This window comes from Pantoea sp. UBA6567, assembly GCF_002434165.1.
In the GTDB taxonomy this organism is placed as follows: domain Bacteria; phylum Pseudomonadota; class Gammaproteobacteria; order Enterobacterales; family Enterobacteriaceae; genus Pantoea; species Pantoea eucrina.
Window position 1 is genome coordinate 1,624,057 of the sequence record NZ_DJJN01000006.1, and the last position, 18,017, is coordinate 1,642,073.

The 18,017-nt window shown below is 56.7% G+C and carries 16 protein-coding genes; 14 read left to right on the forward strand and 2 right to left on the reverse strand.

The genetic code is table 11. The features are described 5' to 3' along the window. Positions 1 to 146: 146 nt before the first annotated feature. The 9 genes from B4M48_RS13715 (at position 147) to emrB (ending at position 9,403) form a co-directional block, all read left to right on the forward strand. Entirely contained in the window at positions 147 to 461 is a 315-nt protein-coding gene (locus B4M48_RS13715; RefSeq protein WP_071668504.1) for a DUF883 family protein, read from the forward strand. A 263-nt stretch (positions 462 to 724) separates the two neighbouring features. Beyond that, positions 725 to 967 carry a glutaredoxin-like protein NrdH gene (gene nrdH / locus B4M48_RS13720; RefSeq protein WP_071668503.1) on the forward strand — a complete coding sequence of 81 codons (243 nt, stop codon included), beginning with the start codon at positions 725 to 727 and terminating at the stop codon, positions 965 to 967. Positions 968 to 971: 4 nt separating this feature from the next. After that, positions 972 to 1,376 (forward strand): class Ib ribonucleoside-diphosphate reductase assembly flavoprotein NrdI, encoded by a 405-nt coding sequence (gene nrdI / locus B4M48_RS13725; protein ID WP_039379768.1) that lies wholly within the window; start codon positions 972 to 974, stop codon positions 1,374 to 1,376. After that, entirely contained in the window at positions 1,355 to 3,493 is a 2,139-nt protein-coding gene (nrdE, locus tag B4M48_RS13730; RefSeq protein ID WP_288656938.1) for a class 1b ribonucleoside-diphosphate reductase subunit alpha, read from the forward strand. The genes nrdI and nrdE overlap by 22 nt, the downstream gene beginning before the upstream one ends. A gap of 7 nt (positions 3,494 to 3,500) precedes the next feature. Continuing rightward, entirely contained in the window at positions 3,501 to 4,460 is a 960-nt protein-coding gene (gene nrdF, locus B4M48_RS13735; protein ID WP_414692693.1) for a class 1b ribonucleoside-diphosphate reductase subunit beta, read from the forward strand. A gap of 186 nt (positions 4,461 to 4,646) precedes the next feature. Next, positions 4,647 to 5,825, forward strand: coding sequence for an MFS transporter (locus tag B4M48_RS13740; protein WP_283340729.1), 1,179 nt, complete (start codon positions 4,647 to 4,649; stop codon positions 5,823 to 5,825). Positions 5,826 to 5,999: 174 nt separating this feature from the next. After that, on the forward strand, positions 6,000 to 6,530 hold the full coding sequence (gene mprA, locus B4M48_RS13745; RefSeq protein ID WP_039379772.1) for a transcriptional repressor MprA: 531 nt from the start codon (positions 6,000 to 6,002) through the stop codon (positions 6,528 to 6,530). A 148-nt stretch (positions 6,531 to 6,678) separates the two neighbouring features. After that, positions 6,679 to 7,851: a multidrug efflux MFS transporter periplasmic adaptor subunit EmrA gene (gene emrA / locus B4M48_RS13750; RefSeq protein WP_071668499.1), complete on the forward strand. Its 1,173-nt coding sequence runs from the start codon at positions 6,679 to 6,681 to the stop codon at positions 7,849 to 7,851. Between the two features lie 16 nt (positions 7,852 to 7,867). Further along, positions 7,868 to 9,403, forward strand: a complete 1,536-nt coding sequence (gene emrB, locus B4M48_RS13755) for a multidrug efflux MFS transporter permease subunit EmrB (RefSeq protein WP_039379775.1) — start codon at positions 7,868 to 7,870, stop codon at positions 9,401 to 9,403. Between the two features lie 38 nt (positions 9,404 to 9,441). Here the strand turns inward: emrB and B4M48_RS13760 are convergent, their stop codons facing one another. After that, positions 9,442 to 10,635: a tRNA/rRNA methyltransferase gene (locus B4M48_RS13760; protein WP_039385619.1), complete on the reverse strand. Its 1,194-nt coding sequence runs from the start codon at positions 10,633 to 10,635 to the stop codon at positions 9,442 to 9,444. A gap of 156 nt (positions 10,636 to 10,791) precedes the next feature. Here B4M48_RS13760 and trxC point away from each other — a divergent pair, with 156 nt between their 5' ends. The 5 genes from trxC (at position 10,792) to B4M48_RS13790 (ending at position 16,537) form a co-directional block, all read left to right on the forward strand. Beyond that, on the forward strand, positions 10,792 to 11,211 hold the full coding sequence (gene trxC / locus B4M48_RS13765; RefSeq protein WP_039385620.1) for a thioredoxin TrxC: 420 nt from the start codon (positions 10,792 to 10,794) through the stop codon (positions 11,209 to 11,211). Between the two features lie 76 nt (positions 11,212 to 11,287). Further along, a complete protein-coding gene (locus B4M48_RS13770; protein WP_071668498.1) occupies positions 11,288 to 11,992 on the forward strand; it encodes a tRNA-uridine aminocarboxypropyltransferase in 705 nt (234 codons plus the stop codon). Between the two features lie 86 nt (positions 11,993 to 12,078). After that, positions 12,079 to 14,781: a bifunctional acetate--CoA ligase family protein/GNAT family N-acetyltransferase gene (locus tag B4M48_RS13775; protein WP_039379780.1), complete on the forward strand. Its 2,703-nt coding sequence runs from the start codon at positions 12,079 to 12,081 to the stop codon at positions 14,779 to 14,781. 75 nt (positions 14,782 to 14,856) lie between these two features. Then, complete coding sequence (gene pssA / locus B4M48_RS13785; RefSeq protein WP_071668497.1) at positions 14,857 to 16,212, forward strand: CDP-diacylglycerol--serine O-phosphatidyltransferase; 1,356 nt, start codon at positions 14,857 to 14,859, stop codon at positions 16,210 to 16,212. A 4-nt stretch (positions 16,213 to 16,216) separates the two neighbouring features. Then, entirely contained in the window at positions 16,217 to 16,537 is a 321-nt protein-coding gene (locus B4M48_RS13790) for a YfiM family lipoprotein (RefSeq protein ID WP_039379784.1), read from the forward strand. On the opposite strand, the gene B4M48_RS13795 is transcribed toward B4M48_RS13790, so the two are convergent. Beyond that, positions 16,538 to 17,842: an MFS family transporter gene (locus tag B4M48_RS13795; RefSeq protein WP_039379786.1), complete on the reverse strand. Its 1,305-nt coding sequence runs from the start codon at positions 17,840 to 17,842 to the stop codon at positions 16,538 to 16,540. Positions 17,843 to 18,017 lie beyond the last annotated feature (175 nt).

Genomic DNA, 18,017 nt, shown 5'->3' on the forward strand with positions numbered 1-18,017 from the left:
TTGCTCCTCTCTTCTCACAGCCCCGCAACCTTACAACAGACCTATGGTACAGACATTCGGATTTTCCCTAAAGCCTGGCATAGCGCTGCGTTTGATCGCGTATCGTCTACACTTAGTATTACGTTTTAAATCAAAGGGAGCGAAAAATGTTTAATCGAACCACTAAAAACGATGACATTGATATCAATCAGGATGTAAACGATCTGGCTGATTCGCTGGAAGCGTTGCTCAAGTCTTATGGCAGCGATGCCAAAGATGAAGTCGACAGCGCGCGCGATAAGGCGCAAAAATTGCTGAAGCAGACCCGCGCGAAAATCAACGGCAACAATGGCGTATCACAGGCAGCGCGCGATGCCGGCTATCAGGTTGACGCCTACGTACGCGATAAACCGTGGCATGGCGTAGGACTGGGTGCCGCTGTGGGTCTGGTTCTGGGTGCACTGCTGGTGTCCCGCCGCTAACCGGCACATGATTATGAAAAAGCCCTGCTGATGCAGGGCTTTTTTTTTGCCTTTCAGCCATCAGAAAAATTTTTTCCATTGCAAAAAGCGCAGCCTGCCTGAGTTGTCTCACTGCCAGAGCAATACCCCTTCAGTTATCGGGTTGACCGCCATAAGCACCACATCTAGTATCTAATTATCAAAAAGACGCTACATATTGATTTATGCCCGGTTGCGCCTGGCAGCAGCAGCTATCTTCCTGTCACGAAAAGGAAATGCGAATCATGAGCATTATTATTTACACCAAGAGTAACTGTGTCCAGTGTGATACCACTAAAAACGCGCTGGACCGCTGTGGTATGACGTACCAGCTCATCAACCTTGATACTGAGCCGGAAGCGCTCGGAGAAATTAAAGCGCTGGGATACCGCCAGGTGCCGGTTGTCATGACGCCGGATGACAGCTGGAGCGGTTTCCGTCCGGATAAAATTGCTGCGCTGCGGCACTCCGCTGCGGTAAGTGAATAGCGCCATGTATCCGCTGGTCTATTTTTCCAGCCGGTCAGAAAACACCCACAGGTTTATTACCCGCCTGGCGCTGCCGGCGCACCGCATTCCTGCAGAGGCTAACCAGCGGCTGCAGGTTGACCACCCCTATATTCTGGTGGTGCCGAGCTATGGCGGCGGCGGCGTGCAGGGTGCCGTCCCGCGCCAGGTGATTCAGTTTCTTAACGACAGCGCAAATCGTCGCGGCATTCGTGGCGTCATTGCCGCCGGCAACCGCAATTTCGGCAGCGGTTTCTGCCTGGCAGGCGACATCATTGCGCGTAAGTGTCAGGTGCCCTGCCTCTATCGCTTTGAAATGATGGGCACGCCGGAAGACATTGCGCAGGTTAAAGCAGGAGTAACCCAATTTTGGCAACAGCAGACACCCTGAACAGCACGCAGCTCGATTACCACGCGCTGAACGCGATGCTGAATCTGTATGACACCGCGGGTCATATTCAGTTTGAAAAAGATCGCGAAGCGGCGCGGCAGTTTTTCCTGCAGCACGTTCAGCCCAATACGCTGACCTTCAGCTCCGCCGCTGAGCGGCTGCGCTATCTGGTTGAGGAAGGCTACTACGAAGCCAGCGTCCTGAATCAGTATGACTTTCGCTTTCTCTGCGCGCTGCATGACGAAGCGGATGTGCAGGATCACCGCTTTCACACCTTCCTCGGTGTTTGGAAGTTTTACACCAGCTATACGCTGAAAACCTTTGATGGCAAACGCTATCTGGAAACCTTCACCCAGCGCGCCTGTATGGTGGCGCTGACGCTGGCGCGCGGCGATGAGCAGCAGGCGCGGGCGCTGCTGACAGAGATCCTGAGCGGCCGCTTCCAGCCTGCCACACCCACGTTTCTGAACTGCGGCAAGCAGCAGCGCGGTGAGCTGGTCTCCTGCTTCCTGCTGCGTATTGAAGATAATATGGAGTCGATTGGCCGGGCGGTAAACTCTGCCCTGCAGCTCTCTAAGCGCGGAGGCGGCGTGGCGTTTCTGCTGTCTAACCTGCGCGAAGCGGGGGCGCCGATCAAGCGTATCGAAAACCAGTCATCGGGCGTGATCCCGGTCATGAAGATGCTGGAGGATGCGTTCTCTTACGCTAATCAGCTGGGCGCGCGTCAGGGTGCCGGTGCGGTCTGGCTGAACGCCCATCATCCCGATATTTTACGCTTCCTCGATACCAAACGTGAAAACGCAGATGAAAAGATCCGTATTAAAACGCTCTCGCTGGGCGTAGCGATCCCGGATATCACCTTTCAGCTGGCAAAAGAGAACCGGGATATGGCGCTGTTTTCGCCCTATGACGTTGAGCGCATCTATGGCAAAGCGTTCGGTGATATCAGCATCAGCGAGCACTATGACGCGATGCTGGCTGACGATCGCATCCGCAAAACCTATATCAATCCCCGCGACTTTTTCCAGACGCTGGCAGAGATTCAGTTTGAGTCGGGTTATCCCTACATCATGTATGAGGATAGCGTTAACCGCAGTAATCCGATTGCCGGGCGCATTAATATGAGCAACCTCTGTTCAGAGATCTTGCAGGTTAACAGCGCCAGCGAATTGAATGAGGATCTCAGCTACCGGCGCACGGGCAAAGATATCTCCTGTAATCTCGGCTCGCTGAATATCGCACACGCGATGGATTCCCGTGACCTCCCCCGCACCGTGGCAGTGGCCGTGCGGGCGCTTACCGCCGTGTCAGAGATGAGTGAGATCGCGTCGGTGCCGTCCGTCGCCGAAGGCAATCGCCGTTCACACGCCATTGGCCTCGGGCAGATGAATCTGCACGGCTATCTGGCGCGGGAAGGTATCGCCTACGGTTCAGAAGAGGCGCTGGATTTCACCAACCTCTACTTTTACTGCGTCACGTTTCACGCACTGCGTACCTCAAACCAGCTGGCCCGGGAGCGTCAGCGCAGCTTTGACGGGTTTGAGCAGTCGCACTACGCCAGCGGAGAGTACTTCGATAAATATATTACGTGCAGCTGGCAGCCGCGCACCGCGCGCATTGCGCAGCTATTTGACGATGCCGGTCTTGTCCTGCCGACGCAGGCTGACTGGCAGGCGCTGCGGTCGGCGGTGATGCAGCACGGGCTGTTTAACCAGAACCTGCAGGCGATCCCGCCAACCGGTTCTATCTCCTACATCAACCACGCCACCTCAAGTATTCATCCGATTGTGTCGCGCATTGAGATCCGTAAAGAGGGTAAAACCGGACGCGTCTATTATCCGGCGCCGTTTATGACCAATGAAAACCAGGCATTTTATCAGGATGCCTACCAGATTGGCCCTGAGGCGATTATCGATACCTATGCGGAAGCAACCCGGCATGTCGATCAGGGATTGTCGCTGACGCTGTTTTTCCGCGACGACGTCACCACGCGCGATATCAACAAAGCGCAGATTTACGCCTGGAAAAAGGGCATTAAAACGCTCTATTACATTCGCCTGCGTCAGATGGCGCTACAAGGCACGGAGGTTGAGGGCTGCGTCTCCTGCGCCCTGTAAAGTTATGATGAAACTTAATGCTATTCAGGCCATTAACTGGAATCGCCTGCAGGATGATAAAGATCTTGAGGTCTGGAACCGTCTCACCAGTAATTTCTGGCTGCCGGAAAAAGTGCCGCTTTCCAACGATCTGCCTGCGTGGCAGGCGCTGGCACCGGCGCAGCAGCAGCTGACTATCCGCGTATTTACCGGCCTGACGCTGCTCGATACGATTCAGAATGTCGTGGGCGCACCGGGCCTGATGCCGGACGCCGCCACGCCGCACGAAGAAGCGGTGCTGTCAAATATCAGCTTTATGGAGGCGGTACACGCCCGCTCCTACAGCTCGGTTTTCTCCACGCTATGCAACACGGTAGACGTTGACGCTGCCTACCGCTGGAGCGAAGAGAACGCCGCGCTGCAGAAAAAGGCGCAGATCATTCTGGCGCACTATCAGGCGGACGATCCGCTGAAGAAAAAGATCGCCAGCGTTTTCCTGGAGTCGTTTCTGTTTTATTCCGGCTTCTGGTTGCCGATGTACTGGTCCAGCCGGGGCAAGCTGACTAACACCGCCGATCTGATCCGCCTGATCATCCGCGATGAGGCGGTTCATGGTTACTATATTGGCTATAAATATCAGCAGGCGCTGCAGCACGCCGATGCCGCGCGGCGTGAAGCGCTGCAGCAGTTCGCTATCGATCTGCTGCTGGAGCTGTATGAAAACGAACTGGCTTATACCGATGCGCTGTATGGGGAATCGGGCTGGGCGGAAGAGGTAAAAGCCTTTCTGCACTACAACGCTAATAAAGCGCTGATGAATCTGGGCTATGAAGCGCTGTTTCCGGCGGAGATAGCAGCAGTCAACCCGGCAATACTGGCGGCATTGTCGCCGAACGCAGATGAAAACCACGACTTCTTCTCCGGCTCCGGCTCCTCCTATGTCATGGGCAAAGCCGTGGAAACGGAAGATGAGGACTGGGATTTCTAGCGGCGCACAGTCTGTTTTACGCACCACAAGAGAGCCTCTGTGGTGCTATCTTCTTCTTCCCGCACGGCAAAAGTCAGCGCAGCGTGCGCTATAACGTACTGGTACGTCCTGTTAATTATCACAACTGTGAAATAATTTTTTCGGTTACTATTATCCCCATATGATTATTTCACTGTGTATCCGCTCATGAGTTCATCCCCGGCACGCCTCAGTGCCCCATTAGTCGCGCTGATGTCAGTCGCGACAGGGCTGGCGGTGGCCAGTAACTATTACGTGCAGCCGCTGCTCGATACGATTGCGCATCAGTTTGGTCTCTCTGTCAGCGTAGCGGGCTTTATCGTCACCACTGCGCAGCTTGGCTACGCCTGCGGATTGCTGCTGCTGGTGCCGCTGGGCGATATGCTGGAACGGCGTGCTCTGATTGTTTCAATGAGCCTGCTGGCGGCGGGCGGCATGATGCTGACCGCCCTCTCCTCTTCGCTGACGCTGATGCTGCTGGGTACGGTGGTAACCGGTCTCTTCTCAGTGGTGGCACAGCTTCTGGTGCCGCTGGCGGCCACGCTGGCTGCTCCGGAAAAGCGTGGCAAAGTGGTAGGTACGGTCATGAGTGGCCTGCTGCTGGGCATTTTACTGGCGCGTACCGTTGCCGGCGCGCTGGCTCAGGTTGCCGGATGGCGCAGCGTTTACTGGTGCGCCAGCGTGCTGATGATCCTGATGGCGCTGGCGCTGTGGCGCTATCTGCCGCGCTACCAGCAGCGCGTGCCGCTTAACTACCTGCAGCTGCTGCGCTCAATTTTCTCCCTGTTCAGCGCCGATCGGGTGTTACGTACCCGGGCGCTGACCGGCTGCCTGAGTTTTGCAAACTTCAGCATGCTCTGGACTTCAATGGCCTTTCTACTCGCTGCACCGCCGTGGAATTTCAGCGAGGGCGAGATCGGCCTGCTGGGTCTGGCAGGAGCTGCAGGCGCGCTTGCGGCGCGTCAGGCGGGCGGACTGGCAGACCGGGGCAAAGCAAAACTCACCACCAGCGCCGGACTGGTGATCATGCTGATCTCCTGGGGCGTTACCGCACTCGGCAGCAGCAGCCTGCTGGCGCTGATTGCCGGTATTGTGCTGCTGGATCTGGCGGTTCAGGGCGTACATATCACCAACCAGAGCGTTATCTATCGCACTATGCCTGAAGCGCGTAATCGCCTGACGTCCGGCTATATGACCAGCTATTTCACCGGCGGGGCGCTGGGCTCGGTGATCTCGGCCAACGCCTTTCATCTGTTTGGCTGGTATGGCGTCTGCGCGGCGGGTGCCCTGGCGACGCTGCTTAATCTGATAATCTGGTGGCGTAACGCCAGCGCAGAGCCTGTCTGAGCAAGAAAAACAGCGTAAATCGGTAAGCGGCGCTGTCCATTAGCAGGTGAGTTTGATATCGTTAGCAGTGTACTTATTCACCATAGTTATTTTTACTCTCGAAATTATCCCATAGCGAAGCGGTTAGCGCGCTGAATGTGATATTTCTACGTTGCAATCAAGAGGTTTTTTTAGATGGAAAGTTCGTTTACTCCCATTGAGCAGATGCTGAACGTCCGGGCAAATCGTCATAAAGATTTTCCGCTGCAGGAAATTATCCTGACCCGCCTGTGTATGCATATGCAGGGCAAGCTGCTGGATAATCGCAACAAGATGCTCAAGGCACAGGGAATTAACGAAACCTTATTTATGGCGCTGATCACGCTGGATGCGCAGGAAAACCAGAGCATTCAGCCATCAGAACTGAGTGCGGCACTGGGCTCTTCACGCACCAACGCCACGCGCATTGCGGATGAACTGGAAAAGCGCGGCTGGATCGAACGCCGTGAAAGCGACAACGATCGCCGCTGCCTGCATCTGCATCTGACGGAAAAAGGCAACGAGTTTCTGCGTCAGCTGCTGCCGCCCCAGCACCAGAGCCTGCAGTATCTCTGGTCGTCACTGAGCGCCACCGAGCAGGAGCAGCTGGAAGCCATCACGCGCAAGCTGCTTAACCGTCTGGACAAAATGGACGAAGATCAGGTTATCGCCTCACTCTCTCGCTAATAGCAAGAAGTGCGACACAACCCCCTGCCGAAATCGCTATTTTAATTTTCCTTTATCTGGCCAGCGCCTTTTGCGCTGGCTTTTTCGATTCGGGTTACCGTGTTGATGGATCAGCACACCCCGACTTATGGCAAACGTGGAGAACGACATGAGTGCGACAGCGGAAGCTCAAAGCCCGCAACAGCCTGCAAACAAGAAGAAGAAGCGTAAAATTGCGCTGATCCTGCTGGCTGTCGTGTTTATTGTGGCCGGTATTGGCTATCTGACTTACTGGTATCTGGTACTGCGTCATTTTCAGGAGACTGATGATGCCTATGTAGCAGGCAATCAGGTGCAGGTGATGGCGCAGGTTTCCGGCAGCGTTAACAAAGTATGGTTTGATGATACCGATCGCGTCAAAAAAGGTGACGTGCTGGTCTCACTGGACAAAACCGATGCGCAGCAGGCTTTTGAAAAAGCGCAAACTGCGCTGGCCACCAGCGTCCGCCAGACGCACCAGCTGATGATCAACGGCAGGCAGTATCAGGCCACGATCAAGCTGCAGCAGACGGCACTGGAGCAGGCAGAAGCCGACCTGAAGCGCCGCGAACCGCTGGGTGCCTCCAATCTGATTGGCCGCGAAGAGCTGCAGCACGCGCGCGATGCCGTTGCGACCGCGAAAGCGCAGCTTGACGTCGCTGTGCAGCAATATAACGCTAACCAGGCGATGATCCTGAATACCAGTCTGGAAAATCAGCCTGCGGTGCAGCAGAGCGCCGCTGCCCTGCGCGACACGTGGCTTAATCTGCAGCGTACCGATATACGCAGCCCGATTGATGGCTATGTTTCACGCCGCAGCGTGCAGGTAGGCTCGCAAATCTCCACCACCACCCCGCTGCTGGCCGTAGTGCCCGCCACCAACCTGTGGGTAGATGCCAACTTCAAAGAGACGCAGCTTGCCGGCGTCCGCATCGGCCAGTCTGCAACTGTAGTCAGCGATATCTATGGTGATGATGTGGTCTATCACGGCAAGGTCGCGGGGCTCGATATGGGAACCGGCAGCGCCTTCTCGCTGCTGCCCGCACAAAACGCTACCGGCAACTGGATCAAAGTCGTACAGCGCCTGCCGGTGCGTATTGAACTGAACCCGGATGAAGTGGCGGCGCATCCGCTGCGCATCGGACTCTCGACTCTGGTGAAGGTTGATACGCAGAACAAAGAGGGTGCAGTGCTGGCAGGCGCCGTTCGTCCGCAGGCCGCCTATGAGAGCAACGCGCTGGCGATTGATCTTGCGCCGGTCAACCAGATGATTACCGCTATCGTTCGTGCCAACGCGGGCTGATCCGCCGGAGACTGTTATGGCACAAAAACCGCTTGAGGGCGCGCCACTTGTTCTGATGACTATCGCCCTGTCGCTGGCGACATTTATGCAGGTGCTCGACTCAACTATCGCCAACGTGGCGATCCCGACCATTGCCGGTAATCTGGGCGCGTCGAATTCACAGGGCACCTGGGTTATCACCTCGTTCGGGGTGGCTAACGCCATCTCGATTCCGATTACCGGCTGGCTGGCAAAGCGCATCGGTGAAGTGAAGCTTTTCACCTGGGCAACCATTCTGTTTGCGCTCGCCTCCTGGGCGTGTGGCATGTCAGAAAGCCTGGAGATGCTGATCTTTTTCCGTATTCTGCAGGGAATTGTGGCCGGTCCGCTGATCCCGCTATCGCAAAGCCTGCTGCTGAGTAACTATCCCCCGGCTAAACGCAGTATTGCCCTGTCGCTGTGGGCGATGACGGTGATCGTTGCGCCAATCTGCGGCCCGATCCTGGGCGGCTGGATCAGCGATAACTATCACTGGGGCTGGATCTTCTTTATCAACGTGCCGATTGGCATCGTGGTAGTGATGCTGACGCTGCAGACGCTGCGCGGTCGTGAAACCAAAACCGAGATCCGCCCGATCGATATTGTCGGTCTGGTGCTGCTGGTGGTGGGCATCGGCGCGCTGCAGGTGATGCTGGATCGCGGTAAGGAGCTCGACTGGTTCAGCTCGACAGAGATTATCGTGCTGGCGGTGGTCGCCGTGGTGGCGCTGGCGGTGCTGCTGGTGTGGGAGCTGACGGACGATCATCCGATCGTTGACCTGTCGCTGTTTAAAATGCGCAACTTCACCATTGGCTGTCTGTCGATAAGTCTGGCCTACATGCTCTACTTCGGCTCCATTGTGCTGTTGCCGCAGCTGCTGCAGGAGGTCTACGGCTATACCGCTACCTGGGCCGGACTGGCATCTGCCCCGGTCGGGATTATTCCGGTGATCCTCTCACCCATTATTGGCCGGTTCGCCCACAAGCTCGATATGCGCCGGCTGGTGACCTTTAGCTTTATTATGTACGCCGTCTGTTTTTACTGGCGCGCTTACACCTTTGAACCCGGCATGGACTTCGGCGCATCCGCCTGGCCGCAGTTTATTCAGGGCTTTGCCGTGGCCTGTTTCTTTATGCCGCTGACCACCATTACGCTGTCGGGACTGCCGCCGGAGCGCCTCGCCGCAGCCTCCAGCCTCTCTAACTTTGTGCGTACGCTGGCAGGATCGATCGGAACCTCTATTACCACGACCCTGTGGACCAACCGCGAGTCGATGCATCACAGCTATCTGAGCGAATCCGTCAATCCTTACAACCAGAATTCGCAGGAGATGTATGCGCAGCTGGAAGGCATGGGCATGAGCCACCAGCAGGCGTCTGCGTGGATTGCGCGGGAGATCACTAATCAGGGCCTGATTATTTCAGCCAATGAGATTTTCTGGGCGTCTGCGGGGGTGTTTGTGATTCTGCTGGTGCTGGTATGGTTTGCCCGTCCGCCATTTGGTGCAGGCGGCGGAGGGGGTGGCGCACACTAGCCGCCACCATGCAAAACGGGCCGCTATGGCCCGTTTTTTTATGCGTTCTGACGCCACCATTCGGCCAGCAGAATACCGGTTGCTACCGAGACGTTCAGGCTCTCGACGTTGCCGGTTCCGCCAATCGACAGGTTGAGTTCGCCCTGCCGGAAGGTGCTGTCTGAAAGCCCTTCCCGCTCCTGACCCAGCACCAGTACCATTTTCGCCGGCAGTTCGGCGCGCGCCAGCGGCGTGCCCTCATGGCTCGACGTGGTCACGATGGTGTAGCCCGCCTTGCGGAACGCATCAAGGCTTGCAGCGAAATCTTCGCCGTTGATCGCCTGTACGTGCTCAGCGCCGCCTTCAGCAGTACGTACGGCGGCACCCGACTCCAGCTGCGACGCGTCGTTCACCAGCAGCCCCTTCACACCAAAATGCGCGCAGCTGCGCATAATGCCGCCCAGGTTATGTGGGTTGCTCACATCTTCCAGCGCCAGCACGCAATCTTTGTGCTCTGCCTTTTTCAGCCACTCTGATACCGCCATGCCGCTGCGCTTTTTGATAATAAAGCAGACGCCGCCGTGATGTTCAGTACCGGACGCTTTCGCCAGCTCAGCCTCCTCAACCACGTGATACGCTTTGCGGTTTGCGGCCAGCCAGCGCAGTGTTTCGCGGAAGCGCGGCGTAACGCTCTGGACAAACCAGGCGCGCACGATGCTCTCCGGACGGCTCAGGAAGAGCGCCTGACAGGCGTTTTCGCCATAGACGCGCGTCTCTTCCTGACGCTGACGGCGGATCTGCTCGGAATCGATTACCGGCTTCGCGTCAGCGGCGTCATCCGCCGGGCTGCCAGCAGCAGCAACCGGCGGGCGGGATACGGTGCGCCACGGCGAATCACTGAAGCCGCGATCGTCGCGGTCGTTACGCTCAGGGCGGCTGCTGCGCTCGCTACGGTCATTACGATCCGTGCGGCGGCCGCGTCCGGCATCATCGCTGCTGCGCGGCGCGCGTGAGCGGCCAGCGTCGTCACGGCTGCGTGAGCGACCGGAATCGTCACCGCTGCGTGGCGCGCGCGCGCGATCGCTTTCGTCATTGTTGCGATTGCTGCGGGGAGCAGAGCGACGATTATCTTCCTGGCGCGCAGCAGGACGGCCGCCTTTGCCGGTACGCGGATTTGGCTTACTGCCGCCCTCCTCTTCACGTACATACATCACTTTTACCTTGCCGCTTTTGCCTTTAAATTCGTCGTTCATCTGTTCCTCCAGCATTGAGAGCGCGAAGATTACCTGATGTGCCAGCGCTTAGCTATCAACTATTGAACCTATTGGGTAATCCAGATTGAGCATAGCATCCAGCCTTTTCATAATACGACTCTATCATCAGATTTACAGGACCGGTTTGAGATGACAATGAATACTGTATGCGCCGGCTGTCAGGCAGTTAACCGCGTTCCCGAAGCGCGTCTGGCCGACGGTGCAAAGTGCGGTCGCTGCGGCGAAGCGCTTTTCAACGGCGAGGTGGTTAATGCCACGGCCGCTACGCTGGATAAATATCTGCAGGATGACCTGCCGGTCGTGATCGACTTCTGGGCGCCGTGGTGCGGCCCCTGCGTGAACTTTGCGCCCGTATTTAAAGAAGTTGCGGCCGAACGCAGCGGCAAAGTGCGTTTTATTAAAGTCAATACGGAAGCTGAGCAGGCGCTCAGCACGCGTTTTCGTATCCGCACGATCCCGACCATCATGATTTTTAAACGGGGCGAAATGGTCGATATGCTGAATGGCGCGATGCCGAAAACGCCGTTTAATGAGTGGCTCGACGAAACCCTGTAGTCACTGAAGGCCAGCAGATTGCTGGCCTTGCTTTCCCCCTTCTATTACACTGACGTTTTTCCTGCCCTGCCTGTCTATGTCTGAAAATGCTGTTCTGCGCTTACGGGCGCAACGTCTGGCCCGCGCTACGAGGCCCTTTCTCGCGCGCGGTAATCGCGTTGTGCGCTGTCAGCGCTGTCTGTTGCCGCACAGGCACTGCCTGTGTGCCACGCTGCAGCCGCAGCAGTCGCGCAGCCGCTTCTGCCTGGTGATGTTCGATACTGAACCCATGAAGCCCAGCAATACCGGACGCCTGATTGCCGATGTGCTGCCGGATACCCTCGCCTTCGGCTGGTCGCGAACAGAGCCTGACCCGGCGCTGCTGGCAGCAGTGCAGAGCAGCGACTATCAGCCGGTGGTGGTGTTCCCCGCCTCTTATGCCGATCCCGGACGTGAGGTGCTGACTGCGCCGCCGGTCAGCGGTAAACCGCCACTGTTTATTATGCTGGATGGCACCTGGTCTGAGGCGCGCAAAATGTTTCGTAAAAGTCCGTGGCTGGACCATTTTCCGGTGATGTCGCTGAGCGTGAACACCCCGTCGCGCTACACCCTGCGGGAGGCGCACGGCGAAGGACAGCACTGCACGGCAGAGGTCGCTGCGGCCCTGCTTGCTCAGGCAGGTGACAACGTGACCGCCAGCGCCCTGCAGCAGCACTTTGAACGGTTCCGTCACGCCTACCTTGCAGGCAAACCGCATCATCCGGTTCATACGCAGCAGGCGTTAAACAGCAGCGAAAACTGAAGCTGGCTCGCAGCCTGACAGCAGCAAATCGGTTTTCGCCGTAAAAGCGTTTACAATCATGCCAATCCCGACAGCAGGAGTGGATGATGAGTCAACGTGGACTGGAAGCGCTGTTAAGACCTAAATCGATTGCGGTAATTGGCGCCTCGGTAACGCCGGGGCGTGCCGGCTATTTTCTGATGCGCAACCTGCTGGCGGGCGGCTTCAGCGGCCCGGTGCTGCCGGTTACGCCAAAATATAAGGCGGTACAGGGCGTGCTGGCATGGCCCGATATCGCCAGTCTGCCTTTTGCTCCCGATCTGGCCATTATCTGCACCCATGCAAAGCGCAATCCAGAGCTGCTGCAGCAGCTGGGCGAAAAAGGCTGCAGAGCCTGCATTATTCTCTCCTCACCCGCCAGCCAGCTTGAGACGCTGAAAACCTGCGCCAGCCAGTGGCAGATTCGCCTGCTCGGCCCTAACAGTCTTGGGCTGCTGGCCCCGTGGCAGGGGCTGAATGCCAGCTTCTCGCCGGTGCCCATCGCTAAAGGGCGTATTGCTTTTGTTTCACAGTCTGCCGCGGTCTCAAATACCATCCTCGACTGGGCGCAGCAGCGGAATCTCGGCTTCTCCTGGTTTATCGCGCTGGGCGACAGCCTCGATATCGATGTCGATGACGTGCTCGATTTTCTGGCACGCGACCCGAAAACCAGCGCTATCCTGCTCTACCTGGAACACCTGAGCGATGCCCGGCGTTTTGTCTCCGCCTCGCGCAGCGCCTCACGCAATAAGCCTATTCTGGTCATCAAAAGCGGACGCAGCCGGGAGGCGCAGGCGATGATTGGCACCCTGAGCGGCCTGGATGCCGCCTGGGATGCCGCAATACAACGCGCCGGCCTGCTGCGCGTGCAGGATACGCATGAACTTTTCTCTGCGGTTGAATCACTCAGCCACATGCGTCCGCTGCGCGGCGAGCGCCTGATGATCGTCAGCAACGGCGCTGCGCCGGCTGCTCTGGCGCTGGATGCGCTCTATGCGCGCAGCGGTAAGCTGGCTTCGCTGGATGAGGCGATGCGACAGAGAGTAGCCTCACTACTGCCGGAGGGCGCTGGCCGGGGAAACCCGCTGGATTTAAAAGATGACGCCACACCTGCCCGCTACGTTGCCTGCATTGAACTGCTGCTCGACAGTCATGATTTTGACGCCCTGATGATTATTCACTCCCCCAGCGCGGTTGCGCCAGCGACCGAGACGGCGGAGCAGATTATTGCTGCACTCGCGCGTCATCCGCGCGGCAGGCAGATCACGCTGCTGACTAACTGGTGCGGTGAATCCTCATCCCAGGCGGCGCGGCGCGCCTTTACCCAGGCCGGCATTCCGACCTGGCGCACCCCGGAAGGCACCGTGACCGCGTTTATGCATCAGGTCGAGTATCGCCGTAACCAGAAGCAGCTGCGGGAAACGCCGGCGCTGCCACCGGGGCTGCAGCAAAACAGCGCTAAAGCGCATCAGCTGCTGCAGCAGGCACTTGACCGCGGTGTGACCACGCTGGATACCCATGAGGTGCAGCCTGTTATGCAGGCTTATGGTCTGACAACGCTGCCCGGCTGGATCGCAAGCGACAGTCAGGAAGCGGTCACTATTGCTGAGCAGACGGGCTATCCGGTCGCCCTCAAACTGCGCTCGCCCGATATCGCCCATAAATCTGAGGTACAGGGTGTGATGCTCTATCTGCGCAGCGCTGCCGAGGTGAAACAGGCCGCACAGGCTATTTTTGAGCGCGTGCGCAGCACGCATCCGCAGGCGCGCGTCGATGGCCTGCTGGTACAGAGTATGGCCAGCCGGGCTGGCGCTCAGGAGCTGCGCGTAGTGGTAGACCAGGATCCGCTGTTTGGCCCGATTATCCTGCTCGGCGAAGGGGGGGCTGAATGGCAGCCTGATAAGCAGGCCGCCGTAGCGCTGCCGCCGCTGAATATGACGCTGGCGCGCTATCTGGTGATTCAGGCGATAAAAAGCGGCAAGATCCGCAGCCGCAGCGCGCTGCATCCGCTCGATATCGCCGGGCTGAGCCAGCTGCTGGTACAGGTATCAAACCTGGTGGTGGATTGTCCGGAGATCCAGCGGCTTGATATTCATCCGCTGCTGGCATCGGCAGAAACTTTTACCCTTATTGACGTCACGCTGCAGCTGGCCCCTTTTAGCGGCGACAGCGAGGCGCGGCTGGTTATCCGCCCTTACCCACAGCATCTGGAGGAGCAGGTTGAGTTGAAAGATGGCCAGCACTGCCTGTTTCGCCCAATCCTGCCTGAGGATGAGCCGCAGCTGCGCGCTTTTATTGCGCAGGTGACTAAAGAGGATCTCTACTACCGCTATTTCAGTGAAATCAGCGAATTCACCCACGATGATTTAGCCAATATGACGCAGATAGATTACGACCGCGAAATGGCGATTGTGGCGGTACGCCAGCGGGAAGGCGCTGAAGAGGAGATTATCGGCGTTACCCGCGCGATATCTGACGCTGATAATGTCGATGCGGAGTTTTCAGTGCTGGTTCGTTCCGATCTCAAAGGGCTGGGTATGGGGCGACGGCTGCTGGAGAAGATGATTCGCTATACCCGCGATCACGGTCTGCAACAATTGAACGGTATAACCATGCCGCACAATAGCGGCATGATTACGCTGGCGCGCAAACTTAACTTTCGCGTGAATATTCAGCTTGATGATGGCATTGTCACGCTTAATTTACCGTTGATTGACGTCGTAACGCCGCCTGTAGAGAACGGTAAAAATCCTCCTCAACAGGTGAGTTGATGTTATTATTTGACGTTAGGATCATGATTTGATGGCAAAAGGCCATACAAATGAACAGAGAAGAAGTGCACTGTGATGTTGTCTAAATTTAAACGCAATAAACACCAACAACACCTCGCACAGCTGCCTAAACTGTCACAATCTGTGTCGGATGTGACCACGCTTTTTTCGCCCGCTGAGTTTCGCGAAACGCTGCTGGCAAAAATTGCAGCGGCAGAAAAACGCATCTGTATTGCTGCGCTCTATCTGGAAAATGATGATGGCGGCCGCAGTATTATGGAGGCGCTGTATGCGGCGCGTCAGGCTCGTCCGGAACTGGATATCGCCATTCTGGTAGACTGGCATCGTGCGCAGCGTGGACGTATCGGTGCAGCGCGTGGCCTGACCAATGCTGACTGGTACTGCGAGATGGCTACCCGGCATCCGGATATTGCTATTCCGGTTTATGGTATTCCGGTTAATACGCGGGAAGCGCTGGGCGTCCTGCATCTCAAAGGTTTTATCATCGACGATACGCTGCTTTACAGCGGAGCCAGCCTGAATGATGTCTATCTGCATCAGCATGAACGGTACCGCTACGATCGCTATCAGCTGATTCGTAATCCACAGTTAACGAATGCGATGTATGAGTGGATCGATGAAAACCTGAAACAGTCTGACGCGGTCAACCGCCTCGATCAGGCTGAGCGCCCTTCCAGCCCGGAAATCAAAAACGAGACGCGTCAGTTTCGCAGCGAGCTGCGCAGTTTTCATTATCATTTTACCGGTGATGCCGGCAACGATACGCTGGCGGTGACGCCGCTGGTGGGTCTGGGCAAACGCAGCTTACTTAACAAAACTATTTTCCATCTGATGCCCTGCGCCGAGCAAAAGCTGACGCTCTGCACACCCTACTTTAATCTGCCTGCCATTCTGGTGCGTAACCTGATCCATCTGCTGCGTCAGGGCAAGGATGTTGAGATTATTGTCGGTGATAAGACGGCGAACGATTTCTATATTCCGCCGTCTGAACCCTTCAAAGTGATCGGCGCCCTGCCCTATCTTTATGAGATCAACCTGCGTCGCTTCCTCAGCCGCCTGCAGTACTATGTTGATAACGGTCAGCTGACGGTACGCCTGTGGAAAGATGGTGAAAACAGCTATCACCTGAAAGGCATCTGGGTTGATGATGAGTGGATGATGATCACCGGCAACAATCTCAACCCGCGCGCGTGGCGTCTGGATCTGGAAAACGCGGTATTGATTCACGACCCGCTTAATCAGCTGGCGGAACAGCGCGAGAAAGAGCTGACGCTAATCCGCGAGCATACGACGGTGGTCACTCACTTTCGCGAGCTGGAAAGTATCTCTGACTACCCTGCCAAAGTGCGCAAGCTTATCCGTCGACTGCGGCGCATCCGCATCGATCGGTTGATCAGCCGGCTGCTGTAAAGTCATGCGGGCGTACATCCTCTGTATAGCATTGCTGTGTAGCGGATGTGCGCATCAGGCGCAGGATCGCTGGACCGGTAAAGATAAAGTGCAGCACTATGTTGCCTCAGCGCTGCTTGCCGCCGCCGGCAGCGAAATCTCCCGTCATCAGCAGCAGGATAATGCCCAAAATATGGCTTTTGGCCTGATGTTTTCACTCAGTTTTGGCGCGGCAAAAGAGCTCTATGACAGCCGTGCAGCAGGAAGCGGCTGGAGCTGGAAAGACCTGGCATGGGATGCCGCCGGCGCTGCCAGCGGCATCATGCTCTGGAATATCCGTCACTGACTACAGCGCAATTCCTTTTCCCTTACGATGCAGCATAAGTGAGACCAGGAAAGAGAGCGCGCCCATGGCTGAGACATACCAGAAGAAGCTGGTTTCGATACCTTCTCTTTTCATCAGCAGGGCGACATATTCAGCTGAGCCGCCAAAAATCGCGTTGGCCACCGCATAAGAGAGTCCTACGCCCAGCGCACGCACCTCTGGCGGAAACATCTCAGCCTTAAGGATCCCGCTGATGGCGGTATAGAAACTGGTGATAATCAGCGCCAGCATAACCAGCAGGAATGCGACCCAGTGACTCTCAGTATGCTGCAGCAGCAGCAGAACAGGTACGGTACAGGTTGCGGCGCCCGCGCCAAATATCATCATGGAAGCACGCCGTCCGATTTTATCTGATAGCGCACCGATAACAGGCTGGATCACCATAAAGACCAGTAACGCCCCCGTCATCAGACCGCTGGCACTGCGCGCGTCCATTCCGGCACTATTGACCAGATACTTCTGCATATAGGTGGTAAAGGTGTAGAAACTCAGCGAGCCGCCGGCGGTAAAACCCAGCACCATAAAGAATGCGCGTGAGTGATTGCGCAACAGCCCGATAACGCTGCCCGCATCACGATGCGCGCGATGTGACTTTTCAGAGGTTTCATTCAGAGAGCGTCGCAGCCAGAGTGCGACGATAGCCAGCCCGGCACCGATGAAAAACGGGATGCGCCAGCCCCAGCTGCGCAGCGCCTCATCATCCAGTAGCTGCTGCAGTACCACGACGGTTAACACCGCCATCAGCTGGCCGCCAATCAGCGTCACATACTGAAAAGAAGCATAAAACCCTTTGCGGCCTTCTAGCGCGACTTCACTCATATAGGTTGCACTGGTGCCATACTCGCCACCCACTGACAGCCCCTGAAACATACGCGCCAGCAGCAGAATAACCGGCGCGGCTATGCCAATTTCGCCATAGTCTGGCAGACACGCAATGACTAAAGAGCCCAGACACATCATGCAGACCGAGATCAGCATAGACGTTTTACGTCCGTGCTTATCGGCAATATAGCCAAACAGCCAGCCGCCGATCGGCCGCATCAGAAAACCTGCAGCGAATACCCCGGCAGTTTGCAGAAGCTGTGTGGTGGTATCACCTGCCGGAAAAAAGACATGAGCAAAATAGAGGGAGAAAAAAGAGTAAACGTAAAAGTCAAACCACTCGACCAGGTTACCGGACGACGCCCCGACAATTGCCCGGATCCGTTGCCGCGTCTCTGCTGCTGATACAGGCGGTCTGCTGTTTTGATGTTCCTGATGGGTCATGCTTTACCTCATTTCCTTGCGAAGAAAAAACGCGAAGCGGGTAGTAAAACATTAGTTTGCCCGATAAGGGAATTGGCTCTGCTCCGGAATGAGAAGCGGTAGTAAAGGATGAAGGGAGCAGCTGTCGCTACTGGATATCAGTCAGCCTGATCACGTCGCAGACTTTATCGTCAGC